Here is a 13602-nt window from a genome sequence, read left to right on the forward strand (position 1 = left end):
GAGCCTGTGATGCCTGTTTCATCGACGTCCGACGCCCAGATCATCGTGGTGGGCAGCGGCATGAATTCGCTGGTGTGCGCGGCGCTGCTGGCGCAGCGCGGCAAATCGGTGCTGGTGCTGGAGCGCAACGACCGCCTGGGCGGCTGTATCCGCACCGAGGAGCTGTTTCCCGGCTACCGCCACGACGTGCTGTCCAGCTGGTACCCGCTGTTCGTCGGCGGCCCCGCCTACGCCGCCCTCAAGCCGGCGTTGCAGACCGCCGGCCTGGAATTCGCCCAGTGCGACTACAGCACCGGCCTGGCGCTGCCCGACGGCAGCGGCATCGCGCTCAGGCAGGACATCGCGGACAGCGCGCGGCGCCTGGACGCCTGGGCGCCCGGCGACGGCCAGGCCTTCGGCGCCATGGCGCAACGCCTGTTCGGCGAAGACGCCGCGCTGACCTTCGGCCTGCTGGGGCAGAACCCGTACGGCGCCGGCATGCTCAAGCTGCTGTTCGGCGAGTGGCGCCGGCGCGGCCTGGACGGCCTGATGGCGTTCGCCGCCGATTCGCTGGAGAGCTTTCGCCGCTGGTCGGACCGTGAACTGCGATCCGACGCCGTGCGCGCGTTGATCGCGCCGTGGGTGCTGCACACCGGCCTGGGACCCGACGACGCCTGTTCGGCGCTGATCGGCAAGCTGACCTTCGCCGCGGTGGTGGCCGGTGGCATGCCGGTGGTCAAGGGCGGCAGCCAGGGTGTGGTGGATGCGCTGGCCAAGGTGATCGAGCACCACGGTGGCCGGCTGCTGACCGGCAACGCCGTCGAACGCATCCTGACGCGCGGCGCGGGCCGCCGCCGCCGCGCCGTCGGCGTCGTGGCCGCCGGCCGCGAATACCACGCCACCGAAGCCGTGGTCTGCAACGTCACGCCTGGCCAGCTGTACGGCGCGCTGCTGCCCGACGCGCCCGAGCCGGTGCGGCGCCGCGCCGCCGGCTACCGCCACGGCCGCGGCGGCATGCAGATCCATTTCGCGCTCGACGCGCCGCCCGACTGGCGCACGCCGGAACTGCGCCAGGTGCCGCTGGTACACCTGACCGAAAGCATGGAGCAGGTCTGCGCCTCGGTCACCGAAGCCAACAACGGCCTGTTGCCGGCGCGGCCGACGCTGGCCATCGGCCAGCCGGTCGCCGTGGATCCGTCGCGCGCGCCGGCCGGCGGCTGGATCCTGTGGGTGCAGATGCAGGAGCTGCCGGCGCGCGTCAAGGGCGATGCCGCCGGCCTGATCGACACGCCCGCCGACGGCCGCTGGACCGAGACCTTGCGCGAAGCCGTGGCCGACCGCGTGCAGGCGCGGCTGGAGCCGGTCATGCCCGGCCTGGCGCAACGCATCGTCGGCCGCCGCAGCTACTCGCCGGCCGACCTGGAGGCGTTGAACTGCAACCTGGTGGGCGGCGATCCCTACGCGGGCGTCTGTTCGCCCGACCAGTTCTTCTGGCTGCGCCCCTTCGCCGGCAGCCAGGGCGCGCGCGGCCACCGCACGCCGCTGCGCAACCTTTTCCACATCGGCGCCGCCACCCATCCGGGCCCCGGACTGGGCGGCGGCTCCGGCTATCTCGTCGCGCAACATCTCGCGCCCCGCGGGGGCAGGAGCGGAACATGAAGAGACACCTGACACGCCGGCTGGCTTGCGCCGCGGCATTGGCGCTGGCCGGCGGCGTGGCGCAAGCCACCGAAGGCGGCGGCCTGGGCATCTATCCGGACGGCCTGGAGAACTTCATGTCGGGCGCGCTGCCGCCGCCTGGCGTGCATATGCTGGTCTACGCCGGCGGCGCCCGCTACGACAAGCTGCGCGGCAACGACGGCGAACGCCTGCCGGTGCCGGACTTCAAGGTCGACGTCAACGTGCTGGCCCCGCGCCTGATCTGGGTCACGCCGCAGCAGGTGCTGGGCGGCCAGCTGGCCTTCCATGCCATCGCGCCGCTGCTGGACGTGACCTTCAAGGCCGGCGGCCAGCGCTACCGCAGCACCGGCCTGGGCGACATGACGCTGGGCGTGGCGCTGGGCTATCACCTGTCCGAATCGCTGCACTACGTGGTCGGCCTGGACATGTACGCGCCCACCGGCGAATACGATCGCAAGGACCCGTCCAGCCTGGGCAAGAACTACTGGACCGCCCAGCCGGTCTTCGCGCTCAGCCGCATCAGCCCGGACGGCTTCAATGCCGATCTGAAGCTGATGTACGACTTCAACTTCCGCAACTCGGCCACCGACACCCGTTCCGGCCAGGCCATCCACGCCGACTACGCCTTCGGCTGGGGCGTGGGCAAGGGCTGGGTGCTGGGCGTGGGCGGCCACGCCTTCCAGCAGGTCACCGACGACAGCGGCCCCAACAGCGCCGCCGGCCGCGCCCGCGCCATCGGCATCGGTCCCTCGGTGCGCTACATGAACGACCGCGGCTGGCTGTTCACCGCCAAGTGGCAGCAGGAATTCCAGGTCAAGAACCGGCCGGAAGGCGCGCAGCTTTACGTCAAGCTGGCCATTCCGTTCTAGCGGGGGCATGCAGCGCCTGGTCCAAAGGCGGTGGCCTGGCCGGCACGGCAGGAGGAAGGGGGCTGGCAAGGCGGGGCGCAAACCGCCTGTCGCCGCGAATGGGCTAGACTCAAGGCTCCTTTTCGTTTCAAGTTGCCATCCATGATTGTCAAAGCCTTGCGTGTCGGTTTGGGCCAGCTGATTGTGCTGGGCGATGCGCTTACGCGGCCCCGCCCGCAGCGACGCTCGGCGCAAGGCCAGGCCGCCGTCGATAGCGAGGCGGCCGCGCTGTCGCTCTACCAATTCCATGCCTGCCCGTTCTGCGTCAAGACGCGGCGCGCCATCCATCGTTTGAACGTGCCGGTTGCGCTGCGCGATGCCAAGGGGGATCCCCAGGCGCGCGCCGAATTGGAGGCCGGCGGCGGCAAGGTCAAGGTGCCTTGCCTGCGCATCGAGGAAGCGGGAGGCACACGCTGGATGTACGAGTCCAGCGACATCATCGCCTACCTTGAACAACGCTACGCGAACGTGGCCTGACGGAGCCGCGCCATTGGCACGCGCCGCCCGCCTTGCCTTGCTGACCGTGTGCGCGGCCGTCGCGCTGGCGGGCTGCGATTCGTCGCCGCCGCCGCCCGCGGGGTCCAGGTTCACGGCCGAAACCCTGGCCACCCAGGAAACGCCACCCGAACTCCAGTTCAGGGGAGAGCTGGCGGGCAAGCCCATCCACCTGCTCATGCATGAATGCAAGGTTTACAAGGTGGACTCGGCAGAGGGCGGTAATGTCGCCTGGACGTTGGTGCTGGAGGGCGATTTCTCCCTGTTGCCCACGCGCTGCGTGCGCCAGGAACTGACCGCGGGCAAGGGCTTCGTGAAGGCGTTCATTGGCCGCCAGGCGTTCGGCGCTGGCGGCTGCTGCGCCGGCATCCCGGAATACCGCTCGACCGACGGGCTGACCTGGAAGCCGCGCTGATGCGCGCGGCGCAAGGCAGGGAGCCGTGTGCGATGGACCAGCGCCACGGCAGCCTGAACGGCAGGCCCCGCCCGTCTTGTCGACGTTGCCGCTTCAACCGTGCCGGCGCACGCTCTGGCTGGGGCTTTCGCCGTAGCGCGCCTTGTAGCTGGCGCTGAAGCGCCCCAGGTGGGCAAAGCCCCAGCGCAGCGCCACGCCGGCGACGTTCTGGCATTCGCCGGACACCAGCTCAGCGCGCGCCCGCTCCATGCGCAGGTCGCGCAGATAGTGCATGGGGCTGATTCCCAGGAATTCCTTGAAGCCGGCATACAGGCTGCGTACGCTGACTCCCGCGATGCGCGCCAGCTGCTCGGCGCTGACCGGTTCGTGCGCATGCGCCTGCAGGTAATCCTGCACGCAGCGCACGTGGCGCGGCAGCACCGCGCCGCGGCGGCCCGCCGGGGTGGCGCTGTAGTTGTGGGGCAGGGTGGACAACAGCGTCGCCGCCACCAGCTGTTCCATCTGGTGCACGATCAGCTTGTGCTCGGCCAGGTCGGCGTGCTGCGAGGAACAGTCCAGCAGATACGCCATCAGGCAGCGCCAGGCCGGACACTCGCGCCAGCGGAACCCCAGCTGGAAGCGCAACGGCCGCTCCAGGGTACAGCCCAGGTGGCCCACCAGCGTGCGCTCCAGCAGCGAGCGGCCCACGCGCAGCATGAACTGGTCGTTGTCGTCGGCCCAGTGCATCGCCAGGTCGTCGTCCGGGCTGACCACCGAGGCCACGTCCGGCGTCGAATCCACCCGCTGCGGCCCGCTTTCGATCAGGGCGGTGCCCGCCAGCGGCATCTGCACCAGGAAGAAGTCCTCCAGCGGTCCCGGCCGGATCTCGACGTGCGCCCCGTAGCGCAGCCGGTTCAGCGACACCTCGCCCAGCGGCTGGTGGTGCATGCGCGCGTTCAGGCGCTGCGTCGAACCCACCACCCCCAGGTGGTGGGGCCGCATCACCCGGCCCACCATGGCGCGCGCCTCGTCCAGGTCGCCCGAGGCGAACAGCTGGTGCGCGGGCGTCGCCAGGATGGTGTCGGCGCGCCAGCCGGCGGCGCCGGCCATTCCCGCTCCCGCCGAGCGCGGCTCGGCGGGGTGCCATGATGCCTCGGCATCGGACTGCGTCATGTTCAGCATGGCCGGGATTCCTTGCTCTGTCCTGATGTCCGACGGGCAGCGGCCACCGGTTCCCCTGGCGGCCGCAAGGTTGCGGCGCGCCTTTATGATGGTCCTCATAGTAAAGCGCCGGGCCGGTGGCGGGACTGCTGGAAAACCCGTCCCGCCGGCGGCGGAACTATCCGTTTTTCGCCGCGCCTGTCCGGGGACTGCGAAAAATCGCCATCGGCGCCAATGGGCGACGCCTGCGCTCAGAGAATGGCCTGCAGTCCCTTGTCGGCGATCAGGTTGAGCAGCTTGAGCGCAGGGCCGGTGGGGCGGGTTTCGCCCTGTTCCCATTTGCGCACGGTCGAGGCCGTGGTGTGCAGGTGCAGCGCGAATACGGGTTGACTGAAATTCAAGGCTTCACGCAGCCGGCGGATGTCGGCTGCGCCAAAGGTCCGTACGGGGGGCGGGCAGAGGCTGTCGAACTCGCGCATGGTGACCTTGGTGATGGCGCCCGCTTCCTGCAGCGCCGCCAGGTCGCCACGCACCGACTCAATGATCTTGCTCACAATGAATCTCCAACAATATGCCGGCCCCCAGCGCCTTCGACAATGCCTCCGGCGATAGCTCGAGAAACATCTTCCCGGCGAATCGCAGCGCCTTCTGCTCATCCTGTGTGATGTTTTCCTGGCTGTTTTTGGAAAATCCATGCAGGAATACGTAGCAGTGGCCTACTCGGGCGGAAATCAAAGTACGGTAGCCATGGCTTTTTCCGCCGCCAGGACGTGCGACTCGCTGTTTGTAGAGCAGGCCGCCAAGGTTGGCGTCGACCAAGCCGCTTTCCATTTCCCTCACCGCCATGCAAAGGGCAGTATCGGGTAACCGTTCGCTTGCTTGCCATCGGGCGAAGTGTTTTCGCTTCAGGACGCGCTTCATTTCTACCTCCGTACTATACCCGATACGGGTATGTTTTATATTGTCAATGCCTCCGTTTTCTGGCGGCTTTCGTCTGAGTTGCAGGACGGGCCAAGGGATGTCCTCCAGGTCTCCCTGCGAGGCGGTTTGCACAGAGCGCTTATTTGTCTTGTGAACTTATCGCGGACGGACAGGTTTTGCTCGGCGAACAGGGATCAGCGTGTCCACCTTGGTCGAGCGCCCAGGCATTGCGCTTGCTGCTCCCGCGGGCCAGGCGCATGGGGCGCCTCGCTCGGGAGAATTGCATGAAAGTGAATCTGAAACCGTTGCGTGACCAGGTCATCGTGATCACGGGCGCCGGCAGCGGCATCGGCGCCGTGACCGCGCGCATGGCGGCCGCCAAGGGGGCCAGGGTGGTGCTTGCGGGCCGCCAGGAGGCGGCGCTGGAACAGGTGGCGCGGGACATTACGCAGGAAGGCGGCGCCGCCGCCACCGTGGTGGCCGACGTTGGCGTGCAGGAAGATCATGAGCGCATCCTCGCGCTTGCCGTGGAGCGGTTCGGACGCGTGGACACCTGGGTGAACAACGCCGGTGTGTCGATCTACGGCACGCTGGAGCAGGTGCCGATCGAAGACCAGCGCAAGTTGTTCGACACCGACTACTGGGGCGTGGTGTATGGCTCGCTGGCCGCCGTGCGGCACATGAAGGCCACCGGCGGCGCGATCATCAATCTGGGCAGCGAAGTGTCCGATCGCGCGGTTCCGCTGCAGGGCGCCTATTCGGCGGCAAAGCATGCGGTCAAGGGCTACACCGACGCCTTGCGCATGGAGCTGCGGCAACTGGGCGCGCCGATTTCGGTCACCCTGATCAAACCGGCCTCGATCGCCACCAAGTTCACCGAACACGCGCGCAACTACATGGACGCCCAGCCGGACCTGCCTCCGCCCATCTATGCGCCCGAGCTGGTGGCCGAGGCCATCCTGCATGCCGCGCAGACGCCGGTGCGTGATCTTTTCGTGGGCGGCGCCGCCAGGGCGATTTCGGCCTTTGGCCAGAACATGCCGGGGCTGGCGGACCGCATGGCGGGTTGGCTGTTTCGCCACCAGCGAGGTCCGCGGACCTACGAGGAAATGGGGCAGGATTCGCTGTACGACGCCGGCGGAGAACATGCGGCGGTGCGGCGCCCCGGACGCAGGTTCAGCGCGTATTCCTGCAGCGCGATGCACCCGCAGGCGACGACGCTGGCCGTGCTGGCGCTGGCGGGCGGCGCGCTGGCATGCGTGCTGCGCGGCCGCCGCTGATCCGCTACTTATCCAGCCACGGCGCTTCCTTCCAGAGCGCCTGGAACTCCGCTTCGCCGGCCGCCAGTTCCTTGGCGTATTCGGGGGGCGCCAGATAACGCAGCGGGGCGAACATGTCCCTGGCCTTGGCCTGGAACTCCGGATCGTCCACCGTGCGCTTCACGGCGGAGACGAGCTTAGCGCGCACATCGTCTGGCAGGCCCTTGGGCGCGGCCAAGCCGCGCAGCGATGCCAGCTCGAAATCGAAGCCCTGTTCCTTGAAGGTGGGCACGTCCGGCAGCGCCGCCGACCGCGTCTTGCCCATCTGGCCCAGCATGCGCAGCGGCGTTCCGCCTTTCTGGTATTGCAGCGCTTCGCCCACGTTGATGGCGCCGATCGTGATCTCGCCGCTCGCCAGCGCGCCGCGTACCTCCCCGGCTCCCTTGTAGGGGATGTGGCTGAGTTTGCTGCCGGACACCCGCTCAAAGCGCAGCATGGCCAGGTGGTCATCGGAGCCCGTGCCCGTGGTGCCTACCGTCACCTTGCCCGGGTTCTTCTTGGCGTAGGCGGACAGGTCGGCCAGGGTCTTGATCGGGTTGTCGTTCAGCACCGAGAATGCGCCGGGATCATCGATCAGGTTGCCCAGCAGATCGAAGCTGCGCCAGGTGAAACTGGTCTTGCGCTCGATGGGAATCGTCAACAGGTTCGGCGTGTTGATGAAGCCGATGGTGTAGCCGTCGGGCTGGGCCCGGGCCAGCTCCGAGAATCCAATCGCGCCGCCCGCGCCCGGGCGGTTCAGCACGACGATGCGGGCATCGCCGCCCAGGTATTTCTGCAGATAGGGCGCCATCATGCGGGCCACCAGGTCGGTGCCTCCGCCCGGCCCGTACGACACGATCAGGTTGATCGGGTGTTCGGGATAGCCGGCCGCTCGCGCGCCGCCGGTCAACAGGGCGGCGCCCGCCAGCAGGGTCGCAAGGGCGCGCCGCGTCCAGCGTTTGTCTTGTCTTTGCATGAGTTGTCTCCTTGGTATTTTGGCGGGGTCCGGCCTGCGTCGCGCCTTGCGGCGCGGGCAGCGGCCCCGCCGCGTTGTTATGTCAGGTTTGCGATGCGTTTGGCCGCCAGCGGCCAGGCCTGCGGATTGATGAGTTGCGGTGGGCGTTCGCCACGCAGCATCGCGGCGAGCTGCGTGGCCGATGAACGGGCGACGTTGCGCCGGGCTTCGTGCGTGACGCCGGCGGTATGGAAGGTGGCGACGACGTTGGGCAGGCCCAGCAGCGGCGCGCCGCGCTCGGGCGGCTCCTGGTCCCAGACGTCCAGCCCCGCGCCGCGCAGATGCCCCGCGCGCAGCGCGTCGTGCAGCGCCGCTTCGTCATGGATGCCGCCGCGCGCCGTCGTGATGAACACCGCTCCGCCTTTCATGGCCGCGAAGGCCTTTGCGCCGAACAGGCCGCGCGTGGAGGCGTCCAGCGGGCAATGCAGCGACACCACGTCGGACCACGCCAGCAATTCGTCCAGCGACACCGGTTCCGCGCCGCGGCTGCGGATGACGTCGGCGGACAGCAGCGGATCGTGCGCGATCACGCGCAGGCCGAAGCCGCGCGCGATGCGGGCGACACAGGTGCCGATCTTGCCGATGCCGACCAGGCCGAGGACGCGGCCATGGATTTCGTGGCCCATCAGATCTTCGCGCGTGAAGCCGGCGTCGTGGCGCAGGCGATGGTGGGATTCCACCACCCGCCGCTGCACGGCCAGCAGCAACGCGTACGTGTGCTCGGCCACCGACTCCGCGTTGCCTCCCGCCTGGTTGACCACGGCGATGCCCGCCGCGGTGCAGGCCGCCACGTCGATGGTGTCGTAGCCCGCGCCGCCGGACGAAACACATACCAGGTCCGGGCATTGCGCGATCAGTTCGGCATTGACGAACCATTGCCGCGGCAGTTCGTCCTTGGCCGCGGAAACGTGATACGCATGGGCCGACTTCAGGCCGGCCAGCGTACGGGCATCGTCGCCCCTTGCTGGCAGCACCGACAGCGAGATGCCGGGCGTGCCGCCGATGATCTCGTCGAACACCGGATCGAGCCAGAGGTCCAGGCGGCAGAGCCGGGCGGGTTTGGAATGTGCCGCCACGCTCACAGCACGCCTCGCGCCGTGAGCGTGGCGTCGACCCAGGCGCGATCCAGCGTTCCGCGCGCGATGTCCTCCAGCACGCGGGCTTCCGCTGCGGCGATCGCGCGCACGCGCGCCGCGATGGCGAGCGCTTCGTCGGCGCGGATCGCCAGCAGTCCGTCGGCATCGCCCACCAGCAGGTCGCCCGGCAGCACCACCATGCCGTCGATCGCTACCGGCACGTTGATGGCGCCCGGGCCGTCCTTGTAGGGTCCGCGATGGGCGACGCCGCGCGCGTAGACGGGAAAGTCGCCGGCGCCGATCGTCTCGCTGTCGCGGATGGCGCCGTCGATCACGAAGCCCGCCAGCCCGCGCCTGGCGGCCCATCCCGCCATGATCTCGCCGATGATGGCGTTGCTCATGTCGCCGCCCGCATCGACCACGATCACATCCCCCGGCTCGGCGGAATCGATCGCCTTGTGGACCATCAGGTTGTCGCCGGGCCGCGTGCGCACGGTGTAGGCGCGGCCCAGGATGCGGCGGGTGCGATGCATCGGGCGCAAGGCCGAGGTTCCGGTCGCGCGGCTCATCGCATCGCTGATGTTGGCGACCGCCAATGCTTCATATGTCGCGAGTGTCTCGCGGCTGGGGCCGGCAGGACATTCCTGCAGCGTGAATCCGAACTCCGACATGGCGTCTTGTCTCCTTGGATGATTGTCCGAGGCGACTCTACGCTGGGCTCACGGCGGTTTAAAGCGAATAATTTGATGTCGAAAACAACGCTTTTTGGAAAGCGTTGGCAGGGGCGTACGCGCAGAGGGGCTAGATCATCCCGGCGGGCGCGTGGAAATCCAGGCACGCCTGCGCGTGCGAGCGCAGGCTCTCCAGCATGGGCCGCGTATCGTCGCGGCGCCATTGGAAGGTGTAGGCCAGGGGCGGCAATGGCGGAAAGCGCGGCAGCCGCCGCAGGTCGCCGCGCTGGATGAGAACCTGGGCCCAGGCGGCGGGCAGGAAACCCAGCCCCAGTCCCTGCCGCAGCATGGCGGCAATGCCGGGCCAGCTGTTGCAGCATTGATTGCGGCCTGGCGATACGCGCTGCTCGGTCAGCCAGTCGTCGAGAATACGGATCGCGCCCGAGCTTTGCGGCAGGGTGATGAGCGTCAGGCCAGGCAGGTCGGCCACTTCGAGCGAGGCCGCATCGGGCACGGCCCTGGCCGACACCACCCATTCGAAATGGGCGCTGCCGATCACGCGCGAGGCCAGCGAAGACCGGGACGAGGGCCCCGCGATCACCGCGAAGTCGAGCTCGCCTTCCTCCAGCCCGCGCTCGACCAGTTCGCCCACGCCCACGAAGGGCTCGACCAGGAGGTTGGGGTGCGCCTGCTGGATGACGTCGATCAGCCCGGCCATCCAGGTCATGGCGGTCAGCTCGCCGGCGCCGAAGCGGCAACGGCCGGAGTAGCTGAGGTTGTTGCTGGCTTGCTGCATGAACTGGTCCGCATTGCGCAGCAGGTCCTTGGCATGGGGCACCAGTTGCTCGCCAAGCGCGGTCAGGGTCGCGCTACGGGCGCTGCGGCTGAACAGCGCGGCGCCGATCGAGGATTCCAGCTCGCCGATCCGCTTGGACAACGACGACACCGAGATATTCAGCCGATTCGCGGCGATGGCAAAGTTCTTGCAGGTGGCGGCCCAGTAAAAGGCCTCGAGTTGCTTGAGCGTCATGGGGGCGGAGGATCGGGCCGGCGGCGAGCCGATTGAGGGCGACGAAAAGTGTAATAAAGGTCTTCAATAAAGTCACTTTATTCAACTCTCGGCCCGGCCTATAGTCTTTCGCCGTCAAGACCCTTGCACGGCGGATCGGCCGCCGAGCGCCGCCAGGAATCCCATCATGTCAGATCCGCTGCGCCGCATGCTCAGCCTGCACGACTTCGAAGCCGCCGCCCGGCGGATACTGCCCAAGCCCCTGTATGCCTATGTGTCGGGCGCGGTGGAAGACGGACAGTCCGAACGCGGCAATCGGCGGGCCTACGACGATTACGGGTTCCGGCCCAAGGTGCTGGTGGACGTGTCCCGCCGCAGCACGCGCTGCACGGTGCTGGGCCGCGAGTACGCGGCGCCCGTTGGCGTGGCGCCCATGGGCATTGCCGCGCTGACCAGCTATCGCGGGGATGTCATGCTGGCCCGCGCCGCGGCCGAGGCGGGCGTGCCCTGCATCATGAGCGGTTCTTCGCTGATCCGCCTGGAAACCGTGATGGAGGCGGCGCCCGGGACCTGGTTCCAGGCCTACCTTCCCGGCGACGGCGCGCAGATCGCCGCGCTGATCGATCGCGTCGCCGCAGCCGGGGTGGACACACTGGTGCTGACCGTCGATACGCCGGTCGCCGCCAACCGCGAGAACAACGTGCGGGCGGGCTTTTCCACGCCGCTGCGGCCCAGCGTCGGCCTGGCCTGGCAGGGCGTCACGCACCCCCGCTGGTTGATCGGCACCTTTCTGCGCACGCTGGCCCGCCACGGCATGCCGCACTTCGAAAACAACTATGCGACGCGCGGCGCGCCCATCCTGTCCGGGAATGTGCTGCGAGACTTTTCCGATCGCGGCCACCTGAACTGGCAACACGTGGCCGCCATACGCAAGACCTGGAAGGGCAGGATGGTCCTGAAGGGCATCCTGCACCCGGACGACGCGCGGGCCGCGCGCGCGCACGGCATGGACGCGGTCATCGTGTCCAACCATGGCGGCCGGCAGCTCGATGGCAGCGTTTCTCCCTTGCATGCCTTGCCCGCCATCGTGGACGCCGCGGGCGGCATGGACGTCATGCTCGACAGCGGCGTGCGGCGAGGCACGGACGCGCTGAAAGCGATGGCGCTTGGCGCGCGCTGCGTATTCGTGGGCCGTCCGTTCAACTACGCGGCGACGGTGGCCGGCCAGCGCGGCGTGGCCCATGCCATCGCGCTGATCGTCGAAGAGATCCGGCGCAACATGGGCCTGCTCGGTATCGTCGACCTGCGAGAGGTGAACCAGAGCCTGTTGCAACCCGGCCGGTAGTCGCATCCCGTCAGAACCGCTTCTCCAACATCAGGCTGACTTCGGTCCGGTCCCGCGCATACATGGGCAAATTGCTGGCGATCTTGAGGTAACTGAGGTTCAGCTTCGGTTCCAGCCCGGCGATCTTGAAGTCCGGCGACCAGACCGAGGCGTCCACGCGCAATTCGCGGTCGCGGCGCCGCTGGTTCAGGAACAGGGCGTAGGGCGACTCATACGCCTGCCGGCCGTAGCGCGCGCTCAGGCGCGCGCCGAGCACCCGGCCGAAGGTCTTGACCACGCCCAATTGCGCCCACGGGAAGCGATAGGTGTACTCGCCCGCCGCCACCGCTTCGCGCTGCAGGCCGACGCTGCCGTAGGCCAGCAGCGCCGGCGAGAACACGCGGATAGCCGTCAGCGACAGCACGTCCAGGTGGCCGTCGTAGGCGGCATAGGCGCGGTCGTCATAGCCGCGCTTGAGCCATAGCCAGGCGCCCATCAATTGCCAGTCGGGCGCTGGCCGCCAACCGTATTCCAGGCTCATGCCGTGGTTGTGGCTGTAGCGCCGGCCACCCATCCAGCTTCGGCCCGCCTGCGGCGTCGCGGCGAACCAGCGCGTGGCATCCTGCCACTTGTAGCCGCCGCGCAGGGTCACGGTACGGTCGCTGTAGTCCCGCTGCACGCGGTAGGCGGTGCCGTCGATATCCGCGCCCAGCGTGTAGTAGTGATGCCCGCCGAGATTGCGTTCGACATTGGCGCTGCCGCTGTACTTCAAACCCCAATCCGATTTGGGCAGCGCATCGCGGCTCTTGGCGAACGGCGCCCACACCGGCCCCCGCCGCGTCGCGATCGGCAGGTACAGCATCGGGTCGCGATTGGCCGAATTGACGTTGTTGCTGTGGACGGTGCCCGCGCCCAGGCGGAAATTCCAGCGGCGCTGCTGGGCCAGCGCCTGCCGGTACTGCATCACGCTGCGCTGCGCCGCCGGTTCCAGCGATCCCAGGCGCAGGTCCGCCAGTTCGGCGTCGGACTGCGCGAATTGGCGGTCCTCCATCAGCATGGCGGCCAGTTCCAGCCGCACGTAGCCCAGGTCGGGATGTTGCGCGATCAACTGGCGGTAAAGCGCGATGGCCTCGGCCAGGCGTCCATCGTGGCGCAGCAGCGCGCCATGCACATAGTCGCGCAGGATCGGATCGACGCCGGTCATCCAGGGATAAAAGCGCATCACGCGCCGCAAGGTGCTCCAGTCCTCCTGCAGCATGGCCTGGTTGAGGATGCGTTCGGTCAGCTTGAGGTTGCGGGCCAGGTCCTGGTCCGTCAGTTCGACCCGCGGGTTCGCGGGTTGGGCGGGGTGGCGGTGCGTGATGGCCGGCGTGGGACGAGGCGGGGGCGGCAGCGGCGGGGTGTCCGGTTCCAGCGGCCGGACGGGGGCGGGCAGGGCGGCGGGGAGCGGCGCGGCCGGTTGGGCCTGGAGCGCGGGCGGCAGGCTCAGGACGAACAGCGCAAGGATGAGCGCGGCGGAACGCTCGGAGCGGCGCGAAGGGCGGGGCGGCACGGGTCTCCCGGATGCGGTAGTGGATAGGCAAAAGGACTGCAAGGAGAACCCTTGCAGTCCGTGATGGGCGAGGCCGGTGGTCAGGGATGTCTAATATTCAAATAGAAGTACAAGTGAGA

Annotated in this window: 14 protein-coding genes; 6 read left to right on the forward strand and 8 right to left on the reverse strand. The window is 68.5% G+C overall.

Going from position 1 to position 13602, the window contains the following annotated elements; all coding sequences use genetic code 11:
* Positions 1-9: 9 nt before the first annotated feature.
* From AT699_RS10925 to AT699_RS10940, 4 genes are all read left to right on the forward strand, one after another.
* Positions 10-1638 carry a phytoene desaturase family protein gene (locus tag AT699_RS10925; protein WP_058207285.1) on the forward strand — a complete coding sequence of 543 codons (1629 nt, stop codon included), beginning with the start codon at positions 10-12 and terminating at the stop codon, positions 1636-1638.
* Complete coding sequence (locus AT699_RS10930) at positions 1635-2528, forward strand: SphA family protein (protein ID WP_020927147.1); 894 nt, start codon at positions 1635-1637, stop codon at positions 2526-2528. The genes AT699_RS10925 and AT699_RS10930 overlap by 4 nt, the downstream gene beginning before the upstream one ends.
* A gap of 141 nt (positions 2529-2669) precedes the next feature.
* Positions 2670-3044, forward strand: coding sequence for a glutaredoxin family protein (locus AT699_RS10935; protein WP_006384091.1), 375 nt, complete (start codon positions 2670-2672; stop codon positions 3042-3044).
* Positions 3045-3057: 13 nt separating this feature from the next.
* Complete coding sequence (locus tag AT699_RS10940) at positions 3058-3477, forward strand: hypothetical protein (protein ID WP_024068492.1); 420 nt, start codon at positions 3058-3060, stop codon at positions 3475-3477.
* A 93-nt stretch (positions 3478-3570) separates the two neighbouring features.
* Here the strand turns inward: AT699_RS10940 and AT699_RS10945 are convergent, their stop codons facing one another.
* The 3 genes from AT699_RS10945 to AT699_RS30910 form a co-directional block, all read right to left on the reverse strand.
* The gene (locus AT699_RS10945; RefSeq protein ID WP_006384093.1) at positions 3571-4638 is read right to left on the reverse strand and encodes an AraC family transcriptional regulator; all 1068 of its coding nucleotides are present in this window, start codon (positions 4636-4638) and stop codon (positions 3571-3573) included.
* Positions 4639-4868: 230 nt separating this feature from the next.
* Positions 4869-5171, reverse strand: a complete 303-nt coding sequence (locus AT699_RS10950) for a helix-turn-helix domain-containing protein (protein ID WP_006384094.1) — start codon at positions 5169-5171, stop codon at positions 4869-4871.
* Complete coding sequence (locus tag AT699_RS30910) at positions 5155-5538, reverse strand: type II toxin-antitoxin system RelE/ParE family toxin (protein WP_045953107.1); 384 nt, start codon at positions 5536-5538, stop codon at positions 5155-5157. The genes AT699_RS10950 and AT699_RS30910 overlap by 17 nt, the downstream gene beginning before the upstream one ends.
* Before the next feature lie 284 nt (positions 5539-5822).
* On the opposite strand from AT699_RS30910, the gene AT699_RS10955 reads away from it, so the two are divergent.
* Positions 5823-6818, forward strand: a complete 996-nt coding sequence (locus AT699_RS10955; protein ID WP_006384096.1) for an SDR family oxidoreductase — start codon at positions 5823-5825, stop codon at positions 6816-6818.
* A gap of 4 nt (positions 6819-6822) precedes the next feature.
* Here the strand turns inward: AT699_RS10955 and AT699_RS10960 are convergent, their stop codons facing one another.
* From AT699_RS10960 to AT699_RS10975, 4 genes are all read right to left on the reverse strand, one after another.
* Positions 6823-7812: a tripartite tricarboxylate transporter substrate binding protein gene (locus AT699_RS10960; protein WP_006384097.1), complete on the reverse strand. Its 990-nt coding sequence runs from the start codon at positions 7810-7812 to the stop codon at positions 6823-6825.
* Positions 7813-7889: 77 nt separating this feature from the next.
* A complete protein-coding gene (locus AT699_RS10965) occupies positions 7890-8933 on the reverse strand; it encodes a hydroxyacid dehydrogenase (RefSeq protein ID WP_024068493.1) in 1044 nt (347 codons plus the stop codon).
* Positions 8930-9598: an RraA family protein gene (locus AT699_RS10970; RefSeq protein WP_024068494.1), complete on the reverse strand. Its 669-nt coding sequence runs from the start codon at positions 9596-9598 to the stop codon at positions 8930-8932. Before AT699_RS10970 ends, AT699_RS10965 begins: the two co-directional genes overlap by 4 nt.
* 130 nt (positions 9599-9728) lie before the next feature.
* Positions 9729-10628 carry a LysR family transcriptional regulator gene (locus tag AT699_RS10975; RefSeq protein ID WP_006384100.1) on the reverse strand — a complete coding sequence of 300 codons (900 nt, stop codon included), beginning with the start codon at positions 10626-10628 and terminating at the stop codon, positions 9729-9731.
* 166 nt (positions 10629-10794) lie between these two features.
* On the opposite strand from AT699_RS10975, the gene AT699_RS10980 reads away from it, so the two are divergent.
* On the forward strand, positions 10795-11952 hold the full coding sequence (locus AT699_RS10980; RefSeq protein WP_024068495.1) for an alpha-hydroxy acid oxidase: 1158 nt from the start codon (positions 10795-10797) through the stop codon (positions 11950-11952).
* A 10-nt stretch (positions 11953-11962) separates the two neighbouring features.
* On the opposite strand, the gene AT699_RS10985 is transcribed toward AT699_RS10980, so the two are convergent.
* Positions 11963-13483, reverse strand: a complete 1521-nt coding sequence (locus AT699_RS10985) for a surface lipoprotein assembly modifier (protein WP_058207286.1) — start codon at positions 13481-13483, stop codon at positions 11963-11965.
* Between the last annotated feature and the right edge of the window lie 119 nt (positions 13484-13602).

This window comes from Achromobacter xylosoxidans (assembly GCF_001457475.1).
GTDB lineage: Bacteria > Pseudomonadota > Gammaproteobacteria > Burkholderiales > Burkholderiaceae_B > Achromobacter > Achromobacter xylosoxidans.